The 23,502-nt window shown below is 73.6% G+C and carries 14 protein-coding genes; 4 read left to right on the plus strand and 10 right to left on the minus strand.

Annotated features, from left to right (window positions below; all coding sequences use genetic code 11):
* Positions 1–324: 324 nt before the first annotated feature.
* Together dxs and AB0N63_RS00445 are read left to right on the plus strand one after the other, a co-directional pair.
* The gene (dxs, locus tag AB0N63_RS00440) at positions 325–2,256 is read left to right on the plus strand and encodes a 1-deoxy-D-xylulose-5-phosphate synthase (protein WP_365521991.1); all 1,932 of its coding nucleotides are present in this window, start codon (positions 325–327) and stop codon (positions 2,254–2,256) included.
* 216 nt (positions 2,257–2,472) lie between these two features.
* Positions 2,473–4,035: an amino acid permease gene (locus AB0N63_RS00445; RefSeq protein ID WP_365521994.1), complete on the plus strand. Its 1,563-nt coding sequence runs from the start codon at positions 2,473–2,475 to the stop codon at positions 4,033–4,035.
* Positions 4,036–4,129: 94 nt separating this feature from the next.
* Here the strand turns inward: AB0N63_RS00445 and AB0N63_RS00450 are convergent, their stop codons facing one another.
* The 6 genes from AB0N63_RS00450 to AB0N63_RS00475 form a co-directional block, all read right to left on the minus strand.
* The gene (locus tag AB0N63_RS00450; RefSeq protein WP_365521997.1) at positions 4,130–4,510 is read right to left on the minus strand and encodes an NTP pyrophosphohydrolase; all 381 of its coding nucleotides are present in this window, start codon (positions 4,508–4,510) and stop codon (positions 4,130–4,132) included.
* A gap of 77 nt (positions 4,511–4,587) precedes the next feature.
* Positions 4,588–6,717 (minus strand): 3-hydroxyacyl-CoA dehydrogenase NAD-binding domain-containing protein, encoded by a 2,130-nt coding sequence (locus tag AB0N63_RS00455; RefSeq protein WP_365521999.1) that lies wholly within the window; start codon positions 6,715–6,717, stop codon positions 4,588–4,590.
* Positions 6,714–7,934, minus strand: a complete 1,221-nt coding sequence (locus AB0N63_RS00460) for an acetyl-CoA C-acyltransferase (protein ID WP_365522001.1) — start codon at positions 7,932–7,934, stop codon at positions 6,714–6,716. Before AB0N63_RS00460 ends, AB0N63_RS00455 begins: the two co-directional genes overlap by 4 nt.
* A gap of 592 nt (positions 7,935–8,526) precedes the next feature.
* Entirely contained in the window at positions 8,527–9,822 is a 1,296-nt protein-coding gene (locus tag AB0N63_RS00465) for a ribonuclease D (RefSeq protein ID WP_365522004.1), read from the minus strand.
* A 326-nt stretch (positions 9,823–10,148) separates the two neighbouring features.
* Positions 10,149–10,805 (minus strand): response regulator transcription factor, encoded by a 657-nt coding sequence (locus AB0N63_RS00470; protein ID WP_019981737.1) that lies wholly within the window; start codon positions 10,803–10,805, stop codon positions 10,149–10,151.
* A gap of 426 nt (positions 10,806–11,231) precedes the next feature.
* Positions 11,232–11,906, minus strand: a complete 675-nt coding sequence (locus AB0N63_RS00475; protein ID WP_365522007.1) for a DUF3000 domain-containing protein — start codon at positions 11,904–11,906, stop codon at positions 11,232–11,234.
* Positions 11,907–12,031: 125 nt separating this feature from the next.
* Between AB0N63_RS00475 and hemE the strand changes: the two genes are divergently transcribed.
* Entirely contained in the window at positions 12,032–13,102 is a 1,071-nt protein-coding gene (hemE, locus tag AB0N63_RS00480; protein WP_365522010.1) for a uroporphyrinogen decarboxylase, read from the plus strand.
* A gap of 135 nt (positions 13,103–13,237) precedes the next feature.
* Here hemE and AB0N63_RS00485 read toward each other — a convergent pair whose 3' ends face one another.
* Positions 13,238–15,553 (minus strand): glycosyl hydrolase family 18 protein, encoded by a 2,316-nt coding sequence (locus tag AB0N63_RS00485; protein WP_365522012.1) that lies wholly within the window; start codon positions 15,551–15,553, stop codon positions 13,238–13,240.
* Between the two features lie 292 nt (positions 15,554–15,845).
* Positions 15,846–16,922 carry a YncE family protein gene (locus AB0N63_RS00490; protein ID WP_365522015.1) on the minus strand — a complete coding sequence of 359 codons (1,077 nt, stop codon included), beginning with the start codon at positions 16,920–16,922 and terminating at the stop codon, positions 15,846–15,848.
* 370 nt (positions 16,923–17,292) lie between these two features.
* Here AB0N63_RS00490 and fes point away from each other — a divergent pair, with 370 nt between their 5' ends.
* A complete protein-coding gene (gene fes / locus AB0N63_RS00495; RefSeq protein ID WP_365522018.1) occupies positions 17,293–18,561 on the plus strand; it encodes an enterochelin esterase in 1,269 nt (422 codons plus the stop codon).
* A gap of 782 nt (positions 18,562–19,343) precedes the next feature.
* On the opposite strand, the gene AB0N63_RS00500 is transcribed toward fes, so the two are convergent.
* Both AB0N63_RS00500 and AB0N63_RS00505 read right to left on the minus strand, forming a co-directional pair.
* Positions 19,344–23,276: an amino acid adenylation domain-containing protein gene (locus AB0N63_RS00500; RefSeq protein WP_365522883.1), complete on the minus strand. Its 3,933-nt coding sequence runs from the start codon at positions 23,274–23,276 to the stop codon at positions 19,344–19,346.
* Positions 23,273–23,500 carry a phosphopantetheine-binding protein gene (locus tag AB0N63_RS00505; RefSeq protein WP_365522021.1) on the minus strand — a complete coding sequence of 76 codons (228 nt, stop codon included), beginning with the start codon at positions 23,498–23,500 and terminating at the stop codon, positions 23,273–23,275. Before AB0N63_RS00505 ends, AB0N63_RS00500 begins: the two co-directional genes overlap by 4 nt.
* Between the last annotated feature and the right edge of the window lie 2 nt (positions 23,501–23,502).

Consider the following 23,502-nt stretch of genomic DNA (forward strand, 5'->3'; position numbering starts at 1 on the left):
GCGACCGCCGCGCAAGGAATGTGCCCGGCGCCGGGGGACGGCGCCGGGCACAGCCGCGTCCGGCCCCCGGCGGCGGACGGGCACAGCGGCGTCCGGCCCCGCGGGAGTGCCGGGTGCGGCCGTGTCCGGTCCCGGCGGGCGTGAGGCCGGTCACGGTTCAATGGTCAACGATTCTGGCGTGCGCAGGTCATGGGACCCCTCCCCGCGGGGTACAGCCGTTCGCGTGACCTGTGACCCGCCGCCCGGCCACCGGGCGCCGAGGCGGAACATTAGACTCGACAAGCCCGCCGAAAGCTCGATCAGCTCTACTGCAAGGAGGCACGGGTGCCGCTGCTGACCCGCATCAGGGGACCGCGCGATCTGGACCGGCTCAGCCTGGAGGAGCTGGACCAGCTGGCACAGGAGATCCGGACCTTCCTGGTCGACGCCGTCTCCAAGACCGGCGGCCACCTCGGGCCCAACCTCGGTGTCGTCGAGCTCACCATCGCCCTGCACCGCGTGTTCGAGTCCCCCAGGGACAAGGTCCTCTGGGACACCGGCCACCAGTCCTACGTGCACAAACTTCTCACCGGCCGTCAGGACTTCTCGAAGCTGAAGATGAAGGGCGGCCTGTCCGGCTACCCCTCGCAGGCCGAGTCCGAGCACGACGTCATCGAGAACAGCCACGCCTCCACCGTGCTCGGCTGGGCCGACGGCATCGCCAAGGCCAACGAGGTCCTGGAGCGCGACGCCCACGTCGTCGCGGTCATCGGCGACGGCGCGCTGACCGGCGGCATGGCCTGGGAGGCGCTCAACAACATCGCCGACGCCAAGGACCGCCCGCTCGTCATCGTCGTCAACGACAACGAGCGCTCCTACGCGCCCACCATCGGCGGCCTCGCCAACCACCTCGCCACCCTGCGCACCACCGACGGCTACGAGCGCTTCCTCGCCCGCACCCGCGAGGTCCTGGAGCGCACCCCCGTCGTCGGCCGGCCCCTGTACGAGACGCTGCACGGCGCGAAGAAGGGCCTGAAGGACTTCATCGCCCCGCAGGGCATGTTCGAGGACCTCGGCCTGAAGTACGTCGGCCCGATCGACGGCCACGACATCGAGGCCCTGGAGTCCGCGCTGACCCGCGCCAAGCGCTTCGGCGGCCCGGTCATCGTGCACTGCCTCACCGAGAAGGGCCGCGGCTACCAGCCCGCCCTCCAGGACGAGGCCGACCGCTTCCACGCCGTCGGCAGGATCCACCCCGACACCGGTCTGCCCATCGCCACCTCCGGCGCCGACTGGACCTCCGTCTTCGGCGAGGAGATGGTCAAGCTCGGCAAGGAGCGCAAGGACGTCGTCGCCATCACCGCGGCCATGCTCCAGCCGGTCGGCCTCGACAAGTTCGCCAAGGCCTTCCCCGACCGGGTCTACGACGTCGGCATCGCCGAGCAGCACGGCGCGGTCTCCGCCGCCGGCCTCGCCCACGGCGGACTCCACCCCGTCTTCGCCGTCTACGCCACCTTCCTCAACCGCGCCTTCGACCAGGTGCTGATGGACGTGGCCCTGCACAAGTGCGGCGTCACCTTCGTCCTGGACCGGGCCGGCATCACCGGCACCGACGGCGCCTCCCACAACGGCATGTGGGACATGTCCATCCTCCAGGTCGTCCCCGGCCTCAGGCTGGCCGCCCCGCGCGACGCCGACCAGGTCCGCGCCCAGCTGCGCGAGGCCGTCCAGGTCGACGACGCCCCGACCGTCGTCCGCTTCTCCAAGGGCGCCGTCGGTCCCGCCGTGCCCGCCGTGGGCCGCGTCGGCGGCATGGACGTCCTGCGCGAGCCCGGCACCGGCACCCCGGACGTGCTGCTCGTCTCCGTCGGCGCGCTCGCCCCGATGTGCCTTGAGATCGCCGGCCTGCTGGACAAGCAGGGCATCTCGACCACCGTCGTGGACCCGCGCTGGGTCAAGCCCGTGGACGAGGCCATGGCCCCCCTGGCCGAACGCCACCGCGTCGTCGTCACCGTCGAGGACAACTCCCGCGTCGGCGGCGTCGGCTCGGCGATCGCGCAGGCGCTGCGCGACGCGGGCGTGGACGTGCCGCTGCGGGACTTCGGCATCCCGCCGCGCTTCCTCGACCACGCCTCCCGCGCCGAGGTCATGGCGGAGATCGGCCTCACCGCGCCGGACATCGCCCGCCAGGTCACCGGTCTCGTCGCCAAGCTCGACGGGCGCTTCGAACGCCCGGCCACGGAGATCGACCAGACGGCGGAGCCGGCCCGCGACTGACGCCCCCGGCCGACCCGGCCGACCCGAACGGCTCCGGCCGCGCCCCCGGCGCCGCCGGAGCCGTTCGGGTCGGCCGGCGGGTCCGTCCGGGTGGCCCGCCACAGGTGGCGGAACCAGCGCGGCTGCGTGAACCTGCCAGTGCGGGGGCATACGCATCCCCAGCCCTCTCGATCATGTCGAGCCATGTCGAGGACGACGCGCGTGGGAGGTAGGCCCGTGAGCAATTCGCTGTTCCGGACGAAGAACGTCGAACAGTCGATCCAGGACACCGAGGAACCCGAACACGCGCTGAGGAAGTCCCTCTCCGCCCTCGACCTGACCGTCTTCGGCGTCGGCGTCATCATCGGCACCGGCATCTTCGTCCTCACCGGCACGGCCGCCAAGAACACCGCCGGCCCCGCCGTGGCCCTCTCCTTCGTCGTCGCCGGCGTCGTCTGCGCGCTGGCCGCGCTCTGCTACGCCGAGTTCGCCTCCGCCGTCCCCGTCGCCGGGTCGGCGTACACCTTCTCCTACTCCTCCCTCGGCGAGTTCCCCGCCTGGATCATCGGCTGGGACCTGGTGCTGGAACTCGCGCTCGGCACGGCGGTGGTGTCCGTCGGCTGGTCGGGCTACATCCACTCGCTGCTCGACAACGCCGGCTGGCACCTGCCCGGCTACCTCGCCGGGCGCGACGGCGCCTCCGGCTTCGGTTTCGACATCCTCGCCGCCGCCCTCGTCCTGGTCCTCACCGCCATCCTGGTCGTCGGCATGAAGCTCTCCGCCCGCGTCACCACGGTCGTCGTCGCGATCAAGGTGGCCGTCGTGCTCGTCGTCATCATCGCGGGAGCCTTCTTCATCAAGGGCGCCAACTACGACCCGTTCGTCCCGAAGTCCGAGCCGGTGCCCGCGGGCGGCAACCTCCAGGCCCCGCTCATCCAGCTGATGTTCGGCTGGGCGCCCTCCAACTTCGGCGTGATGGGCGTCTTCACGGCCGCCTCCGTCGTCTTCTTCGCCTTCATCGGCTTCGACGTGGTGGCCACCGCCGCCGAGGAGACCCGCAACCCGCAGCGCGACGTGCCGCGCGGCATCCTCGGCTCGCTGGTCATCTGCACCACGCTCTACGTCGCCGTGTCCATCGTCGTGACGGGCATGCAGAAGTACAGCAGGCTCTCCGTGGACGCCCCGCTCGCCGACGCGTTCAAGGCCACCGGGCACCCCTGGTTCGCGGGGCTGATCAGCTTCGGCGCCGCCGTCGGCCTGACCACGGTGTGCATGATCCTGCTGCTCGGCCAGGCCCGCGTCTTCTTCGCGATGAGCCGCGACGGACTGCTGCCCCGCTTCTTCTCGCACACCCACCCGCGGTTCCGCACCCCCTACCGCCCGACGATCCTCCTGGGCGTCGTCATCGCGATCGTCGCGGGCTTCACCAGCCTCAGCGTGCTGGCCGAGCTGGTGAACATCGGCACGCTGTTCGCGTTCGTCGTGGTCGCCATCAGTGTGATCATCCTGCGCAACACCCGCCCCGACCTGCCCCGGGCCTTCCGCACCCCCTGGGTCCCGGTCGTCCCGATCCTCTCGGTGTGCGCCTCCCTGTGGCTGATGGTGAACCTGCCCGCCGAGACCTGGGTCCGCTTCGCCGTCTGGATGGCGATCGGCTTCGTCGTCTACTTCGTCTACGGCCGCACCCACAGCCGCCTCGCGGAACGCGAACGGGCGGCGGGCAGGACCCCGGGCGCGCCGGGATCGCCCGGTGCGCCGGGACCGGACACGTCGGGCACCGGGAGCGGCGGGACGGCGTAACGGGGCGTCAGCGGGCCCTGGCCGCCGGTACGACGCCGTGGGTGCCGATGCCGTACGGCCGCTGCCGGCGGCGCCGTACGGGCCGTGCCGTGCCTCAGTCCCGCACCGCGCGCGGGCCCGCGACCTCGGCGCCGAGGTCCGTGACACGGCGCCGCAGCTCCCGGTCTGCCGTCACCACCACGACGGACCGGCCGCCCGCCCGTCCGACCAGCTCGACGATCAGGTCGTCGCCGCTGCCCGGCGCCGCCTCCACCCGCACCCCGGGCACCGGCTCCACCCCGCGCGCGGCGCCCTCCACGACCAGCACGATCTCCGCACGCTCGGCCAGGCGCGGCACCCCGTCGGCGGCCAGCCGGTCCCGCAGCCGCTCCGCTGCTCCCCGGCGGTCGCGCCACCAGCCGTCGGGCACCGACCCGACGGTGTTCGCAGCGTCCACGATCACGAGCAGGGCGGGGTCCTCGGGGCGGGTCTCCATGGTCCCAGCGTAGGCCCCCCCGGCCACGCGAAGAGGGCCCTCGCCGTGGCGGGGGCCCTCGTCACGTCCGGTGAGCGTTACGCCGGGACCGACGCGACGCCCGGCGCGAGGAACCGCTTGCCGGTCACCCGCTCCGACACACCCTCACGGTCCAGGTACGGCGTGATGCCGCCCAGGTGGAAGGGCCAGCCGGCGCCGGTGATCAGGCACAGGTCGATGTCCTGCGCCTCGGCGACGACGCCCTCGTCCAGCATCAGGCCGATCTCCTGCGCCACCGCGTCCAGGACACGGGCGCGGACCTGCTCCTCGGTCAGGACGGTGTCGCCCTGCTTCAGCAGCGCGGCGACCTCCGGGTCCAGCTCCGGCTTGCCGCTGTCGTAGACGTAGAAGCCGCGCTTGCCGGCCTCGACGACCGCCTTCAGGTTCGGGGAGACCGTGAAGCGGTCCGGGAACGCCTTGTTGAGCGTCTCCGAGACGTGCAGGCCGATCGCCGGGCCGACCAGCTCCAGCAGCACCAGCGGGGACATCGGCAGACCCAGCGGCTCGACCGCCTTCTCCGCCACCTCCACCGGGGTGCCCTCGTCGATGACGTTCTGGATCTCGCCCATGAAGCGGGTCAGGATGCGGTTGACCACGAACGCCGGGGCGTCCTTGACCAGGACCGCGGTCTTCTTCAGCTTCTTGGCCACCGCGAACGCCGTCGCCAGCGAGGCGTCGTCGGTCTGCTCGCCGCGGACGATCTCCAGCAGCGGCAGGACCGCGACCGGGTTGAAGAAGTGGAAGCCGACGACCCGCTCCGGGTTCTTCAGCTTCGACGCCATCTCGGTCACCGACAGCGAGGAGGTGTTGGTGGCGAGGATCGCGTGCGCCGGGGCGACCGCCTCCACCTCGGCGAACACCTGCTGCTTGACGCCGATCTCCTCGAAGACGGCCTCGATGACGAAGTCGGCGTCCGCGAAGCCCTCGGCCTTGTCCAGGACACCGGTCACCAGCGCCTTGAGGCGGTTGGCCTTGTCCTGGTTGATGCGGCCCTTGCCGAGCAGCTTGTCGATCTCGGCGTGGACGTAGCCCACGCCCTTGTCGATGCGCTCCTGGTCGATGTCCGTGAGGACGACCGGCACCTCCAGGCGGCGCAGGAACAGCAGGGCCAGCTGCGAGGCCATCAGGCCCGCGCCGACCACGCCGACCTTGGTCACCGGGCGGGCCAGGTTCTTGTCCGGGGCGCCGGCGGGGCGCTTGCCGCGCTTCTGCACCAGGTTGAACGCGTAGATGCCGGAGCGCAGTTCGCCGCCCATGATCAGGTCCGCCAGGGCCCGGTCCTCGGCGTCGTAACCGGCCTGGAGGTCACCGTCCTTGGCGGCGGCGATGATGTCCAGGGCGCGGTAGGCGGCCGGGGCCGCGCCGTGCACCTTGGAGTCGGCGATGAACCGGCCGCGCTCGACGGCCTGGTCCCAGGCCTCGCCGCGGTCGATGGCCGGACGCTCCACGGCGATCTCGCCCTTGAGTACGGCCGCCGTCCAGATCAGCGACTGCTCCAGGAAGTCCGCGCCCTCGAACAGGGCGTCGGCGATGCCCAGTTCGTAGACCTGCTTGCCCTTGAGCTGGCGGTTCTGGTTGAGGCTGTTCTCGATGACGACCGTGACGGCCTTGTCCGCGCCGATCAGGTTCGGCAGCAGCGTGCAGCCGCCCCAGCCCGGGACCAGGCCCAGGAAGACCTCCGGCAGGGAGAACGCCGGGAGGGCCGCGGAGACCGTGCGGTAGGTGCAGTGCAGGCCGACCTCGACGCCGCCGCCCATCGCCGCACCGTTGTAGTACGCGAACGTCGGCACGGCCAGCGCGGACAGGCGCTTGAAGACCTCGTGGCCGCCCTTGCCGATGGCGAGCGCGTCCTCGTGCCGCTTCAGCAGCTCGACGCCCTTGAGGTCGGCGCCGACCGCGAAGATGAACGGCTTGCCGGTGACGCCGACGCCGACGATCTCGCCGTCCGCGGCCTCCTTCTCGACCTGGTCGATCGCGGCGTTCAGGTTCGCCAGCGACTGGGGGCCGAAGGTGGTCGGCTTGGTGTGGTCGAAGCCGTTGTCCAGGGTGACGAGCGCGAAGCGCCCGGCGCCCAGCGGCAGGTCGAAGTGGCGTACGTGCGCCTGGGTCACGACCTCGTCCGGGAACAGCTCGGCCGCGCCCTTCAGGAGTTCAGCGGTGGTGCTCACTTGTCGCCTCCGTCGAAGTGCGGGTTCTCCCAGATGACCGTCGCGCCCATGCCGAAGCCGACGCACATGGTGGTCAGGCCGTAGCGGACCTGGGGCTGCTCCTCGAACTGGCGGGCCAGCTGCGTCATCAGCCGGACGCCGGAGGAGGCCAGCGGGTGGCCGAAGGCGATCGCGCCGCCGTACTGGTTGACGCGCTCGTCGTCGTCCGCGATGCCGTAGTGGTCCAGGAAGGCCAGGACCTGGACGGCGAACGCCTCGTTGATCTCGAACAGGCCGATGTCCGAGATGGACAGGCCCGCCTTGGCGAGTGCCTTCTCGGTGGCCGGGATCGGGCCGTAGCCCATGACCTCGGGCTCCACGCCGGCGAAGGCGTAGGAGACCAGGCGCATCTTGACCGGCAGGCCGTTCTCGCGGGCGAAGTCCTCGCTGGCGATGACGGAGGCGGTGGCGCCGTCGTTCAGACCGGCCGCGTTGCCGGCGGTGACCCGGCCGTGGACGCGGAACGGCGTCTTGAGGTTCGCCAGGTTCTCCAGGGTGGTGCCCGGGCGCATCGGCTCGTCGGCGGTGACCAGGCCCCAGCCGGTCTCGCCGCCCTCCGGGTTGGTGCGGCGCACCGAGACCGGCACCAGGTCGGCCTGGATCCTGCCGTTGGCGTACGCCTTGGCGGCCTTCTCCTGGGAACGCACGGCGTACTCGTCGGCGCGCAGCTTGGTGATCTGGGGGTAGCGGTCGTGCAGGTTCTCCGCCGTCATGCCCATGAACAGGGCCGACTCGTCGACCAGCTTCTCGCTGACGAACCGCGGGTTGGGGTCGACGCCCTCGCCCATCGGGTGGCGGCCCATGTGCTCGACGCCGCCCGCGATGGCGACGTCGTACGCGCCGAAGGCGACGGAGCCGGCGACCGAGGTGACGGCGGTGAGCGCGCCGGCGCACATGCGGTCGATGGAGTAGCCGGGGACCGAGGTGGGCAGGCCCGCGAGGATGCCGGCCGTGCGGCCGATGGTCAGACCCTGGTCGCCGATCTGGGTGGTGGCGGCGATGGCGACCTCGTCGACCTTCTTCGGGTCGAGACCGGGGTTGCGGCGCAGCAGCTCCCGGATCGCCTTGACGACGAGGTCGTCGGCGCGGGTCTCGTGGTAGATGCCCTTCGGGCCCGCCTTGCCGAACGGGGTGCGGACGCCGTCGACGAAGACGACGTCCCTGACGGTACGAGGCACGATGGCTCTCCTCCAGGGTGCGGGATGGCACTGCTGCGGCGCGCAGATGCTGAGCGCGCGCTCAGCACTCATGCTACTCGTGGGTAATGTGCCTGCACAGTCCCCCCGCCGGGAGCGGCGAAGGTCACACCGGGGGGCGGACGGCGCCCCTGCGCCCCCCTCACCCACCCACCCGCGCGACTGGGTGGGGTCAGGGCCCCGTCCCGGGGCCCCGCCCGGTCCTTGCGGAGGCTCCGCTCCCTGCACCCCCGGGGGTCGCACCTGTGCGTCGTCCGGCGCGGTGGGGGCGGGACGCCCGAGTGCCGGGGCTCGGCCCCGGCCCTCGGCGGGCGGGTCCCCGCCCCGGCCTTCGCCCGCCTGCCCGCCCTGCTCGGCGGGGACTGCGCTGCCCCCGGGGGCGCAGGGGACGGAACCCCCGCGGGCCCGGGGCAAAGTCCTGGGGCGGAACCTCGTTCCTCACCGAGTCGCGGGCGGGTGGGCGAAGCGCCTGTCCCCGCCCCCGGGTGCAGGGACGCGGGCTCCCCGAGCCCGCGGCGGGGCGCAGGCCCCGAGCCCCGCGGTGGGGCGGGGATCCCGAGCCCGCGGTGGGGTGCTACGCGTCCGTTGAGCCGCCCGTCAGGGCCTTGACCAGGGGCGGCGTCACCTGGTCGATCTGCCAGGGGCGGGCGCCCAACGCGGCCAGGGCCGCGGCGACCGAGTCCGTGTCCGCCGGTTTCGGGGGTTCCCAGCACAGGCGGCGGACGGTGTCGGGGGAGACGAGGTTCTCCTGGGGCATGTTCAGCCGCTCGGCCAGCGCCGTGACCGCCGCGCGGGCCGCGGAGAGCCGGGCCGCGGCGGCCGGGTCCTTGTCCGCCCACGCCCGCGGCGGCGGGGGACCGGTCACCGGCTGCCCCGGCTGCGGCAGCCCCGACTCGGGCAGCGCGCGGGCCCGGTCCACCGCCGCCTGCCACTGCTCCAGCTGGCGGCGGCCGACCCGGTGCCCGAAGCCGTTCAGCGCGGCGAGCGCGTGCACGTTGGGCGGCAGGGCGAGGGCGGCCTCCACGATGGCCGCGTCCGAGAGCACCTTGCCCGGGGAGACGTCCCGCCGCTGCGCGATCCGGTCCCGCAGCTGCCACAGCTCCCGTACGACGGCCAGCTGCCGCCGGCGCCGCACCTTGTGCATCCCGGACGTGCGCCGCCACGGCTCCTTGCGCGGCTCGGGCGGCGGTGCGGAGGCGATGGCGTGGAACTCCTGGAGGGCCCACTCCAGCTTGCCCTGCCGGTCCAGCTCCTTCTCCAGCGCGTCGCGCAGGTCGACGAGGAGTTCCACGTCGAGGGCGGCGTAGCGCAGCCAGGGCTCGGGCAGCGGCCGGGTGGACCAGTCGACGGCGGAGTGGCCCTTCTCCAGGACGAAGCCGAGGACGTTCTCGACCATCGCGCCGAGGCCGACCCGGGGGAACCCGGCGAGCCGGCCGGCCAGCTCGGTGTCGAACAGGGTGGTGGGCACCATGCCTATCTCGCGCAGGCACGGCAGGTCCTGCGTGGCGGCGTGCAGCACCCATTCGACGCCGGACAGCGCCTCGCCGAGGGCGGAGAGGTCGGGACAGGCGATGGGGTCTATCAGCGCCGTCCCCGCGCCCTCGCGGCGCAGCTGCACCAGGTAGGCGCGCTGGCCGTAGCGGTAGCCGGAGGCGCGTTCGGCGTCCACGGCGACGGGACCCGAGCCGGCGGCGAACGCCGCCACGGCCCGGTCGAGCGCGTCGGCGTCGGCGATCACGGGCGGAATGCCCTCGCGCGGTTCGAGCAGCGGAATCGGCGCCCCCGTGTCAGAAGTTCCGCCGTCGTCCGGAGGGGCGCCTCCGGTGGTTCGCAGTGAGCTGTCTGCTGCGGTTTCTTGGGCGTCGGTCACCTGTCAAGGGTATCCGTGGATGGACGGCGCCCGCCGACGGAACGTTCCGTCGGCGGGCGCCGGGGGGTCGTGATCCGGTCAGGTCGCCGATGCGTCCGGTTCACGGCCGGGACTGGGAGGACGGGACCGGCACCTCATGGGGACAGTGCGCGGCAACGCGGTAGGGCGGGATGTCGGACATGTGGCGAATGGATGAGGGACGGCGGGCGGACAGGTCGTGGAGCGGACGGCGGGGGCGTCGGCGGAGCGTTCGCGCCGGGTGGGGAAGGGGCGGCGAGAGCACCGGCGCCGGTTCGGGCAATCGGGTGGACGGAAGGGGTGGGAGGTCAGTGGATGATGCCGGTGCGCAGGGCGACGGCGACCATTCCCGCGCGGTCACCGGTGCCGAGCTTGCGGGCGATCCGGGCGAGGTGGCTCTTGACGGTCAGCGCCGACAGTCCCATCGAGACGCCGATCGCCTTGTTCGACTGGCCTTCGGCGACCAGCCGCAGCACCTCGACCTCACGGCCGGACAGCTCGCGGTAGCCGCCCGGGTGGCTCGGGGCACCCGGGGGGCGGCGGTGCAGACGGGCGGCGCCGATGGGGGCGGCGCCCGGGCGGGCGGGGAGCCCGACGTTGGTGCGGGTGCCGGTGACGACGTAGCCCTTCACACCGCCCGCGAGGGCGTTGCGCACGGCGCCGATGTCGTCGGCGGCGGACAGGGCCAGCCCGTTGGGCCAGCCGGCGGCGCGGGTCTCGGACAGCAGGGTCAGCCCGGAACCGTCGGGCAGATGAACGTCGGCGACGCAGATGTCGCGCGGGTTGCCGATGCGGGGGCGGGCCTCCGCGACGGACGACGCCTCGATGACGTCACGGACTCCGAGCGCCCACAGATGACGGGTGACGGTGGACCGGACGCGCGGGTCCGCCACGACGACCATGGCGGTCGGCTTGTTCGGGCGGTAGGCGACCAGGCTTGCGGGCTGCTCGAGGAGAACGGACACCAGGCCTCCTGGGGGGTGGGGGACGGGGCCGGCTTGTGGGGGGTCAAGCCGGTACGAACCGTGCTTGCAAGGTCACAGTCGTTTTCGGCACCAAACCTGTTGTCCTTTAGAGAATGATCACGATCTGGTGAGTAACAATGCGAGCAATTCGGACACGCTGTCGATCATCCGAAGGTCGAATCGGTTCACTCAGGGCCGTTCGGGGTCGCTACATGTCCGAAAGTGGTCGTATCGACAAAGTGACGGCAAGGAGCGGGTAAGGCCGGCACGGCCGTGCCCGGCGGCATCGCGCGGTCGCCCGGGAAGCGGCTCCCAGCGGCGGGCGGAGGCGACTCACGGCCGGCCGGGGACAGCACTCGGCCCGGACGGGAGATCCCGTCCGGGCCGAGTGCGTGAGTACGTGAAGGAGAGCAGCCGGCGCCGCGGTCAGCGCGACTGAGGACCGCGCCGCTGCGGCAGCGTCACCACCGAGGCGTCGCCCGGCCCGGCCGGCGGCAGGCCGGCGACCTGGGCGAGCAGATCCGACCAGGCGGCCAGGTGCGCCCCGGTGTCCGGCACCCCGCCGAGCCCCTCACGCGGCGTCCAGGACGCGCGGATCTCGATCTGCGAGGCGGCCGGCCGCGCCGCGAGCCCGCCGAAGTAGTGCGAGCTCGCCCGCGTCACGGTCCCGCTCGGCTCGCCGTACGTCAGGCCGCGCGCCTGGAGCGCCCCGGTCAGCCAGGACCAGCACACCTCCGGCAGCAGGGGATCGGCGGCCATCTCCGGCTCCAGCTCCGCGCGCACCAGGGTGACCAGCCGGAACGTGCCCCGCCAGGCGTCGTGCCCGGCCGGGTCGTGCAGCAGCACCAGCCTGCCGTCCGCGAGGTCCTGCTCGCCGTCGACGACGGCGGCCTCCAGCGCGTACGAGAACGGCGCGAGCCGCTTGGGCGGCGGCACCGGCTCGATCTCCACCTGAGGCCGCAGCCGCGCGGCCCTCAGCGCCTCCACGGCCGCCCGGAAGGGCGACGGGGCCTCGTCCGCCCTGTTCGCATGCGCGTCCCCCTCCTTCGCGTCGTCCATTCCGCCAGCGTCGTCCGACAGTCGTCCCTGAGCCGCAGCCATGCCGGGAAGATTAAGGGGAACGACGCCTTCGTGCAGGGCAAGACACCCCGCCGTGCCCGCCGGCGCCGCCCGGGGGCCCCACACCGCTGCCGTCGCGCCCCCGCGCTCGTGCGAGACTTGCCACCGTGAGTGCCAACGAGACGCATGCCGGCCACCAGCCGCCGACCGCCACCTACGACTCCGCCTTCCTCAAGGCGTGCCGGCGCGAGCCCGTGCCGCACACCCCCGTGTGGTTCATGCGGCAGGCCGGACGCTCGCTGCCCGAGTACCGCAAGGTGCGCGAGGGCATCGGCATGCTGGACTCCTGCGCGCGCCCCGAACTGGTCGCCGAGATCACCCTCCAGCCGGTCCGCCGGCACGACGTGGACGCGGCGATCTACTACAGCGACATCGTCGTGCCGCTGAAGGCCATCGGCGTCGAGCTGGACATCAAGCCCGGCGTCGGCCCCGTCGTCGAGCGCCCCTTCCGCACCCGCGAGGACCTGGCCCGGCTGCGCGACCTCACCCCGGAGGACGTCCCCTACGTCACCGAGGCGATCGGCCTGCTCACCGCCGAACTCGGCGCCACCCCGCTGATCGGCTTCGCCGGCGCCCCCTTCACCCTCGCGAGCTACCTCGTGGAGGGCGGCCCGTCGCGGACGTACGAGAACGCCAAGGCGATGATGTACGGCGACCCGCAGCTGTGGGCCGATCTGCTGGACCGGCTCGCCGCGATCACGGCCGGCTTCCTGAAGGTGCAGATCGAGGCAGGCGCGAGCGCCGTGCAGCTCTTCGACTCCTGGGCCGGCGCCCTCGCCCCCGCCGACTACCGCCGCTCGGTGCTGCCCGCCTCCGCGAAGGTCTTCGAGGCCGTCGCCGGCTACGGCGTGCCCCGTATCCACTTCGGCGTCGGCACCGGCGAACTGCTCGGCCTGATGGGCGAGGCCGGCGCGGACGTCGTCGGCGTGGACTGGCGGGTGCCGCTGGACGAGGCCGCGCGCCGAGTCGGTCCCGGCAAGGCGCTCCAGGGCAACCTGGACCCGACCGTGCTGTTCGCCTCCCGCGAGGCAGTCGAGGCCAAGACCCGCGAGGTGCTGGACGCCGCCGCCGGTCTGGAGGGCCATGTGTTCAACCTCGGCCACGGCGTGATGCCGGCCACCGACCCGGACGCGCTCACCCGCCTGGTGGCCTACGTGCACGAGCACACCGCCCGCTGAGGCGCGCGCCGGACACCTACGTGTGCTCCCGGGCGGGCGGTCCGCCGACCGCCCGCCCGGGAGCCGTTCATCCCGCGGGAGCCGCCGTACGCGGTGCGCGGCCCGCCGTACCCGGCGCCCGGCGCCGTCGCCGGGTTATTTCAGCCCGTCGTTCAGCGCGGTCATCAGCTGACCGTTCGCCGTGTCGCCGGACATCTCCCAGACGAAGCCGCCCAGCAGCCCCTTTGACTTGATCCAGGCCGTCTTCTTCCCGATCGACCAGGCGTCGTCGAACGTCCACCACTGGCCGCCCGGACCGGTGTAGCCGTACGTGGAGACGGACTGCTCGTCGTGGCGGACGGTCATGGCCGGGAAGCCGGTGATCAGGTTGTTGTAGCCGCGCACCCCGGCCTCGGTGTCGAACTGGCCGGGCGCCGCGCCGTTCGCGGCCTGCCACTCACCGGCCACCCCGCCGTCGGTCACCCCCTGCCAGCCGCGCCCGTAGAACGGGAAGCCCACCGTCAGCTTGCGGGGGTTGACCCCGGCGTCGAGATACACCCTGACCGCGTCCTCGATGCTGAAGTGGAAGGGGTACGGGTCCTGCGCGTCGGCGTACAGGTTGGAGCCGTGGCCGGTGCGGCCGGGCTCCCACGAGTTGTCGCTGCCGGCGCCGTGGAAGTCGTAGCCCTGCACGTCGGCGTAGTCGAGCGAGTCGAAGATGCGGCCGAGGTCCCAGCCGGCGGAGATCTTCGCCGGGTCGGCCGGGGTGAAGGCGGTCAGCAGCCGGTGTTCGCCGCCGAGCGCGTCGAGCTGCTTGCGGAACTCGGCGAGCAGCGCGGTCAGGTTCGCCTTGTCCTGGGCGCCGTAGTGGTTGCCCGGGTGTCCTTCGGAGCCGGGCCACTCCCAGTCGATGTCGATGCCGTCGAAGACGCCGGCGGCCGTGCCGGGGCCGCCCGCGCCGTTGTAGACGGGCAGATCGCCCTTGATCCACACGTCGACGCAGGACCTGACGAACTTCTCCCGCGAGGCCTGGGTGGCGGCGGCGTCCGAGAAGAACTTGGAGTACGTCCAGCCGCCGAGCGACACCACGACCTTCAGCTTGGGGTACTTGGCCTTGAGCTTCTTCAACTGGTTGAGATTGCCGCGCAGTGGGCCCCAGCCGTCGTCGGCGACGCCGTCCACCGACTGGCCGGCCGACATGGGCCGCGCGTAGTCGGCGTCCGCGTCGCCCGCGCCGGTGCCCTCGTCGGGGTCCTGCGGGTTGGCCAAGACGCCCTTGGTCACCCCGGCCTGGCAGGTGAGGTTGGCGGGATCGAGGTTCTCGAAGGCGTAGTTGACCACGTCGAGCTTGGCCGCGGCGCCCGAGGTGTCGAGGTTCTTCACGAAGTACTGGCGGCCGTAGATGCCCCACTGCGCGAAGTAGCCCACCTTGAGCTGCCTGCCCGCCCCGGCCACGTCGTCGGTGGTGGCCGTCACCGCGTTGGAGGCCGCCGAGGAGTTGTCGGCGGTGTCGCGGGCCCTGACGGTGAAGGTGTAGGCGGTGGCGGGGGAGAGACCGTCCACGGTGACCGTCGTGGTGTCCGCGCCGACCGTCCTGACCAGCGTGGCGCCGCGGTAGACGTCGTAGGCGGCCACGGCCACGTCGTCGGTCGACCTGTCCCAGGCCAGGCCGACGCCGGAGGACGTCCTGCCGGTGGTGCGCAGGTTGCCGGGCGCGGTGGGCGGTGTCGGGTCGGTCGCCGGGTCCACGGTCTTCACGGTGAGCGGGGCGCTCGCCGGCCCGGCGTTCCCGCGGGTGTCCCTCGCGCGCACGGTGAACGTGTAACTCGTCGCCGGAGCCAGGTTGTCGACGGTGGCCGAGGTGCCGGTCGCGGTGGCCACGACGGCCGAGCCGCTGAGTACGTCGTAGGAGGCCACGGCGTGGTCGCCGGCCTTCGCCGCCGTCCAGTCCAGGGCGGCCGAGTGCGCGGTGACCGCGGTCGCCTTCGGCGTGCCGGGCGCGGTCGGCGGGACGTCGGGAGTGCCGTCGCACTTGTCGCCGTTGACGGTGCAGCCCGTCGGGGCCCCGACCGGGCCGGCCGCGATGAACCAGTAGCTGTACGGCTCGGTGCTGCCGCCGGCCGGGACGCTCGCGTTGTAGAAGGCGTTCTTCACGGTGACGTGCCGCCCGGAGACGGTCGCGTCGCCGTTGTAGTGGCCGGTCACCGAGACCCCGGCCGGGAGGTCGAACTCCAGGCTCCAGCCGCTGACGGCGGCCGAGCCGGAGTTGCGGACGACGTAAGTCCCCTTCCACCAGGAGCCGTTGTCCTGGGTGGTGAAGGTCGCCGTCAGGGTCCCGGCCGCGTGGGCGGGCGCGGCGAGGGCGGTGAGCAGCGCGAGCGGCAGGAGCAGTGCGGTGCCGAGGGCGGTGAGGAGTGTGGTGCGCGGGCGTCCGGGTGACGTCGTGGATGGTGGTCTGCGCCGGTGGAACATGGCTCTCCCTGTCGTCGTGGGGTGGTACAGGGGTGAGGTGAACCGTGCGTGCGCGTTGTCCGTCCGGGTCTGTCCGGCGGAGCGCCCACAACGTAGAAGGTCTGGACCAATGCGTCAACGGGTTCCGTGGGCCGATTGGTCGAGACCACCGAATGGCTTGAAACGGTCGCACGGTCGCGCGTGTCGGCGTCGCTCACGCGCGGAGTCCGGCTCCCCGAGGGGGAAGCCGGACTCCGGTTCGTTCGGGCGGGGTGTCGGCCCCCGCGGCCCCGTGCCCTTGCGGTCCTGTGACTCAGCGCGCGATACGGATGCGGTACGCCTGGTCCCGGCCCTCGGGGCCGGCGCCGGACTTGTCCAGCACATAGGCGGTGCCCTGGTCCACGGTGACGTGGTTGGGGTTGGCACCGGTGGCCAGCGTCTCCACGACGGCGCCCTTGCGCGGGTCGACCACCGAGACATCGGCGTCGGCGCGGTTGACCACGAGGACGCGGCCGGTGCGCGCGTCGGCGGCCACGGACAGCGCGCCCGCGCCCGTCGGGATGGTCCTGGCGACGGACCTCTCGCGCAGGTCGACCACGGAGACAGCGCCCGCGGCCTGGTCGGCGGCGTAGGCGGTGCGGCCGTCGGCGGACAGGGCCACCGAGATCGGGCCGTCGCCGGCCGGGATGAACACCGGGGCCTTGGCGAACGGGGAGACCGCGATCAGCCGGTCGCCGTTGAGGTCGGCCGCGTACACCGTGCCGGTGCGCTCGTTGACGGCGAGGCCGGCCGGGCCGGCGCCCTCGACGGTGACGCGCTTCTTCTCCTTGAAGGTGCGGGTGTCGAAGGCGACCACGCTGCCGTCGCCGAAGCCGCTGGCCCAGGCCAGGTCGTGCCGCTCGTCCACGACGACCTCGCGGGCGTGGGCGACGTTCGGCAGGGACACCAGGTGCTTGCCGGTGCGCTGGTCGTAGACGGCGACGGAGTCGTCGCGGGTGTTCGTCGTCCAGACGGTGTTGTGTTCGTCGTCCACGGCGACGCCGTAGACCGCCTCGACGGCACCGGTGGCCGCGTCGGTGACCGGCGGTGTGTACGTCGCCTTCACCGCCAGGGTCCTCGGGTCCACCTTGAGCAGCGCCGAGGAGGAAACCGGCGGACGGCCCACGGCGGTGGTCGCCCACAGCACGTGGTTCCGCTCGGAGTACGCCGACTGGTACAGGCCCTTGGCGAGCGGCGCCGAGGTGACGGTCGAGGCGGGGGCGGGCTTTAGCGGGTGGCCGGTGTGCGCGGAGGCGGTGCCGGTGAGCGCGAGCACGCTGCCCGAGGCGAGGGCCACGGCGATGGCGCTGATGCGGCGGACTCGGCGGACCTGGCGGGTGGCTGCGGACATGCTGCGTCGATCTCCTCGGGGTCAGGACCTCCCCATCAGGGGGAGGGGGACGGCGTTCAACTTAGCTTAGGCTTGCCTAACTTTTGATTTCCGGGGGTGTGGCGGTGGTCACAGCCCGCTGTCGCGGCGGGTGAACTGACGCGCCGTCGTTGCGGGCATGCCTCCAAGGGGCGCTCCGCACGCGCGTGTCGAGTGGGCGGCCCGGCCGGGGGCGGCCGGCCGCGAAGTGCGGTCACCGGAGGGATCGGTGTCTCTGTGACCTCTGCCCCGATGGGCGGGAATCGGGGCGGCCGGTCCGGTTCGGCGCCGCCAAGGTAAGGTATACCTAAGTCGATCGCCGTAGTGTCCCGTGCACCGGAGCCGCCCCGCCATGCCCCTGACCGCGCCGCCCGAGGGCGACCTCCAGCACCCGCCCCGCCTGGCGCGCCCCGACGCGCTGCCGCTGCTCGACGCACCGCCCTTCGCCCTGCCCGGACCTGACGGCCTGGCGGACTTCTGGGCGGACGTACGCCGCCGCGGCACCCCACTGGTCTCCCCGGACCCATGGGGCAGCGCCGGTCACCGGGCGGTCACCTTCCTGTGGCGCGGCACCTCCACGACCCGCGCGGTGCAGGTGCTGCCCAACAAACTCGGCGACCCGCGCGCCCCCGAGGGCAACCTCATGCGGCACGTGGCCGGAACCGACGTGTGGCACTGGACCCTGCGGCTGCGCGCGGACTGGCGCGGTACGTACGACCTCTACGTGGACGAGGGCGACGGTCCCGCGCCGGGCGAGCCGGGTCACTGGCCGTGGCTGCGCACCCGGGTCAGGACCGACCCGTACAACTCCCGCACCCTGCCCAGGCGCTGGGGCGGGCAGCCGGTCGGCTACGCGGAACTCCCCGGCGCGCCGAGCGCGGTGGACTGGCAGCCGCGTCCGGGCGTGCCGCGGGGCACGGTGACCGAACACGTGGTGGCGAGCGAACTCCTCGGGGACAGCAGGCGCGTATGGCTCTACGAGCCCGCCGCCGAACACGCCGGACGGGCCACCGCCCAGGGGCTCCCGGTGCTGGTGCTGCTGGACGGCGAGCACTGGCAGCCGAGGCTCGGTCTCGCCCGTCTGCTGGACAACCTCATCGCGGACGGCCGCGTACCGCCCCTCGCGGCCGTGCTCCCGGAGTCCCTGGACGCGGGCACCCGCTGGGCGCAGTTGACCTGCCGGCCGGAGTTCGTGGCTTTCCTGGAACGGGAGTTGCTGCCCTGGGCGGCCAGGGTGCTGCCCCTCACCGGGGACCCGGCGCGCACGGTCGTCGCCGGGCAGAGCCTCGGCGGCCTCACCGCCGCCTACGCCGCCGCGCACAGCCCGCACCGCTTCGGCAACGCGCTGGTCCAGTCGGGCTCGTTCTGGTGGCCCAACGGCCCTGGGGCGGAGTGGCTGACGAGTGAACTGGCCGCCGTGAAGCGGTTGCCGATCCGGTTCTGGCTCTCCTTCGGCGAGCAGGAGTGGGTGGCCCTGCCCGCCGCCCGCCGCCTGCGCGACACGCTGGCCGCGGCGGGCTACGACGACGCGGTGTACCGCGAGTTCAACGGCGGCCACGACTATCTGTGCTGGCGCACGGAACTGGCCGACGGTCTGGTGGGGTTGCTGGGCGACGGCTGAGCCGTGGCCGCCGGTCCCACTCGGCTCGCTCCGCTGCCCCGGAGCCGCCCGGCCTCCGCCCGCCCCGGCCTGGACCCCCGTTCCCGCCCGGACCCCCGTTCCCGCCCGGACCCCCGTTTCCGCCCGGACCCCCGTTTCCGCCCGGACCCCCGTTTCCGCCCGGACCCCCGTTTCCGCCCGGACCCCCGTTCCCTCTGGACCTCCGTCCCCGCCCGGCCGGTCCCCGATCCTGGCCGAACGCCGGTTCCAGTCCGGCCCCCGGTGCCGCCGGGTCCCGCGCCGGGCGGTCTGGTCGGCACGGTCCTGCCGGGTCGCACCCGGCGTCCCGCCTGCCCGGTCAGCCTGCTCGAAGGCGGACCGGGCGATGGGACCGGCCCCCGTCGTCCCGCCAGCCCGGGGCAGCCGGGTGCGGTGCCGTCGGCCCGGTCCGGTCCCGTACGGCGCAGGCCGCCGCGTGGCCCGGCGGGGGCGTCACCTCCGGGAGCCGCCGGCCGGGGAGTGGGGCGGGCCGCCGCCTCGTGCCGCCCGAGCGGGCGGCGGCACACGGCGGCGGTTCCGCGGTCTGCCGGAGCAGCCGTACCGGCCGTACGTGTCGCCCGGCCGCCGGATCGGGCGGCGGGCCTCCCGCCGGCGACCCGGACCACGTCCGGAGCCCCGGCGGGCCCGCCACCGCGTCCGAGTGACGGCCCGCGGTCACCGGGACGGCCTCCGGCCACCGCGACCGCCCCGTCCGCCGCGACCGCCCCGGTCGGACGGGCCCGGCGCGACGGGGCCGGGCTCTCTCACCCGTCCAGTTCCTTCAGCCGGGCCGACAGGACCGACACGATCGTCTCCAGGCGGGCCTCGCCCAGGAGGCGCGGGTGGGTGCAGTCCAGGTCGTGGTTGTCGATGGTCCCGGCGACGTGCGGGCGCCAGGCCTCGCGGGTCAGCCAGTCCTCGGCGCGCGGCGCGGCGGCGGTGAAGAACAGCACGTCGCCGTCGAAGCGCCGGTGCCGGTGCTCGCGCATCATCCGCGCGTGGTTCGGCACGATGTCCACGATCCGCGCCAGGGTGCGGTCACCGAGCCCGGCCAGCGGGCTGCCCGCCCGGCGCAGGGTGGCGAGGACGTCCTCGCGGGTGCGTTCGCCCGCACGCTCGAAACCGGCCATCCGCAGCACCGCGGTCAGCGCGTCGCCCTCCTCGGGCGCGGGCCGCTCGCGCCACTGCTCGGCCGGGAAGGCGTCCAGCAGCGCCAGCAGATCGACCCGCTCACCGGCCTCCCGCAGCAGCACGGCCACGGTGTGGGCGAGGACGCCGCCCACCGACCAGCCCAACAGCCGGTAGGGGCCGTGCGGCTGGATCTCACGGATGCGCGCCGCGTAGTCCTCCGCCTCCTCCTGGAGCGTGCGCGGCAGCGGCTCGTCGCCGGCCAGGCCGCGGGCCTGGATGCCGTACAGCGGCTGGTCGGGGCCGAGCCGGGCGGACAGCCCGGCGTAGCACCAGGCGAGGCCGCCGGCCGGGTGGACGGCGAACAGCGGGGTCCGCCCGCCGCCGGCGCGCAGCGTCAGGACCACGTCGAGGGCGTCCCCGGCGGCCGGTGCCGGGGCGCCCAGCCGGGCGGCGAGCGCGGCCGGGGTGGGCGCCTCGAACAGCGAGCCGATCGTCAGCTCGGCGCCGAACTCCTCCCGCGCCCGCGCCACCAGCCGCACCGCGAGCAGCGAGGTGCCGCCCAGGTCGAAGAAGGTGTCGTCAGGGCCGACGTGGTCGAGGCCGAGCACGGCGGCGAAGATCCGGGTCAGCGCCGCCTCACGGGCGTCGGCCGGTTGCCGGCCCCGCCCGGACCCGGTGAACACGGGCGGCGGCAGCTCGCGCCGCTCCAGCTTGCCGCTGGGGCTGAGCGGGAACGCCGCCAGGGCGACGACGGCGGACGGCACCATGTGCTCGGGCAGTTCGCGCGCCGCAGCGGCCCGTACGGCGGCCGGGTCGGCGCCGCCGGTGACGTAGCCGACGAGGAGTTGCTCGCCGGGCCGGTCCTCGCGCACCAGCGCGCACGCGCCGTCCACGCCGTCCTGTGCGGCGAGCACCGCTTCGATCTCGCCGAGTTCGATGCGCTGGCCGCGCAGTTTGACCTGGTGGTCGGTGCGGCCGAGGTACTCGACCTCGCCCTGCGCGGTCCAGCGGGCCACATCGCCGGTGCGGTACATCCGGCTGCCCGGCGGGCCGAACGGGTCGAGGACGAACCGCTCCGCCGTCAGCTCCGGGCGGTGCAGATAGCCGTCGGCCAACTGCCGCCCGGCAAGGAACAGTTCGCCGGGCACTCCGGGCGGGCAGGGCCGCCCGGCGGTGTCCAGGACGTACAGGCGGGTGTTCCACACCGGCCGGCCGACCGGCACCGGGCCCGCGTCCGCCGGGTCGCAGGCGTGGTACGTGACGTCGACGGCGGCCTCGGTCGGGCCGTACAGGTTGTGCAGCTCGACGTCCGGCAGGGTGCGCGCGAAGACCTGGGCGCTCTCACGGGGCAGCGCCTCGCCGCTGCAGAACACCCGGCGCAGCGATCCGGCGCAGTCGGCGGCGGCCGGCTCGGCGAGGAACACCTGGAGCATGGACGGCACGAAGTGGCAGGTTGTGACGGCCTGTTCGCGGATCAGCCGGGCCAGCTGCGCCGGGTCCTTGTGCACACCCGGCTCGGCCACCACCAGCGCCGCGCCCTCGCGCAGCGGCCAGAAGAACTCCCACACCGACACGTCGAACGACGACGGCGTCTTCTGGAGCACCCGGTCCTCGCCGGTCAGACCGTAGGCGTGCTGCATCCAGCGCAGCCGGTTGTCGATCGCCGAGTGCGGCACGACGACGCCCTTGGGGCGGCCGGTGGAACCGGAGGTGTAGATCACGTAGGCCGGGTGGGCGGGGGTCAGGGCGCGCGGCGGGTTCACCCGCGACCGCTCCGACACGTCCAGCGTGTCCAGCGCCACCAGCGGCACCCCGGCGTCCTGCGGGAGGCGGCCGGCGCGGTCGGCGATCACGCAGACCGGAGCCGCGTCCGCCAGCATGTACGCCAGTCGCCGCGCCGGATAGTCCGGGTCCAGCGGCAGATAGGCGGCGCCTGCCTTGAGCACCGCGAGCAGGGCGACGACCAGCTCCGCCGAGCGCGGCACGGAGACCGCCACGACCGCGCCCGGCCGCGCGCCGAGCGACTGGAGGTGGTGGGCCAGCCGGTTGGCGCGCTCGTCGAGTTCGCGGTAGGTGAGGCGGGTGTCGCGGAACACCAGCGCGGTCGCGCCCGGGGTGCGGGCCGCCTGCGCCTCGATCGGGCCGATCAGCGTGGTCGGCGGCACGGGTTGCTCGGTGCGGTTGAACTCCTCCAGCACCAGGGCGAGTTCCTGCGGGGTGGCGATGTCCAGGCCGCCCGTGGGCCGGTGCGGGTCGCCGACGGCGATCCGGTCGAGCAGGTGCAGGAACCGCTCCTGGTGGGCGGCGAGCGCGTCGTCGTCGTAGAGCGCCGGGTTGCCGTCGTGGTCGATGGCCAGGCCCCGGCCGTCGGCGCGGTCGTAGACGTTGACCGTCAGGTCCTCGACCGGCCCCGCGGACAGATTTCGGGCGCGGGCGGGCGAGCCCGCGAAGTCGATGCCGTAGTCGAACGGCATGACGTTGACCAACGGGCCGACCAGGGCCCGCTGTTCGCCGAGCATACCGAGGTCACGGCGGATGTCCTCGTAGCGGTAGCGCTGGTGGCGGCGCACCTCGCGGATGCAGAGCACCACCTGCCGCACCAGGTCCGCGAAGGTCGCCTCGGGGGTGACGGCGAGTCGCAGCGGCAGCACGTTCATCACCATGCCCGGCACGCGCAGCGCGGCGCTGCCCAGCCGGCACATCATCGGCATCCCCAGCACCACGTCCGCCCGGCCGGTGGCCCGCGACACGTACAGCGCCTGCGCGGCGACCAGCACGTCCGGCCAGGTGGCGCGCAGCCTCGCCGCCAGCTCGCGCAGCCGCCCGGTGGCCTCCGGCGACAGCCGGGCGCTGCGGCGGCGGAACGTGCGCGAGGGCAGCGCACCCCGGCCGGCCAGGCGCGGCGCCTCCGGTCGGTCCGCGAACGCCGCGGCCCAGTGGGCGCGGTCGGCCGCACACCTCTGCGAGGCGCGGTACGCCGCGTCGTCCTCGACCAGGTCGGTCAGGCGCCCGAACCGGCAGGCCGGCGGCCGCTCGCCGCGGGCGAGCGCGGTGTGCACCTCGGCGGTGCGGCGCACCAGCAGCGAGTAGCCGTAGCCGTCCATGACGAGGTGGTGGATGCGCTGGTACCACAGCCAGCGTTCGTCGCCGACGCGGAACAGGGCGTGCCGGAACAGCGGCCCGGCCGCCAGGTCGGACGGCTCGGCCAGATCGGCGCGCATCCAGGCCAGCGCCTGACTCTCAGGATCACTCGCCTCACGCACGTCCCGTACGGTCAGCGGGAGTTCGACGTGCGACCGGACGTACTGGCGCGGCCCGTCGGGGCCGTCCTCGACGCGGACGCGCAGCGCGTCGCTCTCCGCGACGACCTGCCGCAGCGCCTGCGCGAACACGGCCGGGTCCAGCGGGCCGTCGATCTCCAGGCACTCCGCCGTGTTCTGCGCGGGGCTGAGCGGGTCGAGGGCCTGCGCGTACCACATGCCCGACTGGGCCGCGGTCAGCGGAAGCGGGGTCTCGGGCGAGGCCGTGCCGGCCGGTCCGGGGCCGTCGGCGAGCACGGCCCTCATGAGGTCCCCAGCAAGGCCGCCCACGCCTCCACGGTGGGCTGCTCGGCGAGATCGGCGAAGTCGGCGGTGACGGCGTGCTCGCGGCGCCAGCGCTCCAGCAGCGCCATGACGCGCACCGAGTCCAGGCCGTAGTCGACCAGGTTCTCGTCGGCGGGTATGTCGGCCGGGTCCTCGCCGAGGCAGTCGGCGACGTCGGCACGGATCCGTTCCCGGGTGAGGGCCATGC

The sequence above is a fragment of the Streptomyces sp. NPDC093260 genome, from assembly GCF_040683715.1.
Classification (GTDB): domain Bacteria; phylum Actinomycetota; class Actinomycetes; order Streptomycetales; family Streptomycetaceae; genus Streptomyces; species Streptomyces sennicomposti.

Bases quoted from the DNA above. Each gene is read 5' to 3' on its own strand.
- AB0N63_RS00505 (WP_365522021.1), bottom strand. From the start codon at position 23,500: ATGGCCCTCACCCGGGAACGGATCCGTGCCGACGTCGCCGACTGCCTC.
- AB0N63_RS00475 (WP_365522007.1), bottom strand. From the start codon at position 11,906: ATGGCTGCGGCTCAGGGACGACTGTCGGACGACGCTGGCGGAATGGAC.
- fes (WP_365522018.1), top strand. From the start codon at position 17,293: ATGCCCCTGACCGCGCCGCCCGAGGGCGACCTCCAGCACCCGCCCCGC.
- AB0N63_RS00490 (WP_365522015.1), bottom strand. From the start codon at position 16,922: ATGTCCGCAGCCACCCGCCAGGTCCGCCGAGTCCGCCGCATCAGCGCC.
- AB0N63_RS00485 (WP_365522012.1), bottom strand. From the start codon at position 15,553: ATGTTCCACCGGCGCAGACCACCATCCACGACGTCACCCGGACGCCCG.
- AB0N63_RS00450 (WP_365521997.1), bottom strand. From the start codon at position 4,510: ATGGAGACCCGCCCCGAGGACCCCGCCCTGCTCGTGATCGTGGACGCT.
- AB0N63_RS00500 (WP_365522883.1), bottom strand. From the start codon at position 23,276: ATGAGGGCCGTGCTCGCCGACGGCCCCGGACCGGCCGGCACGGCCTCG.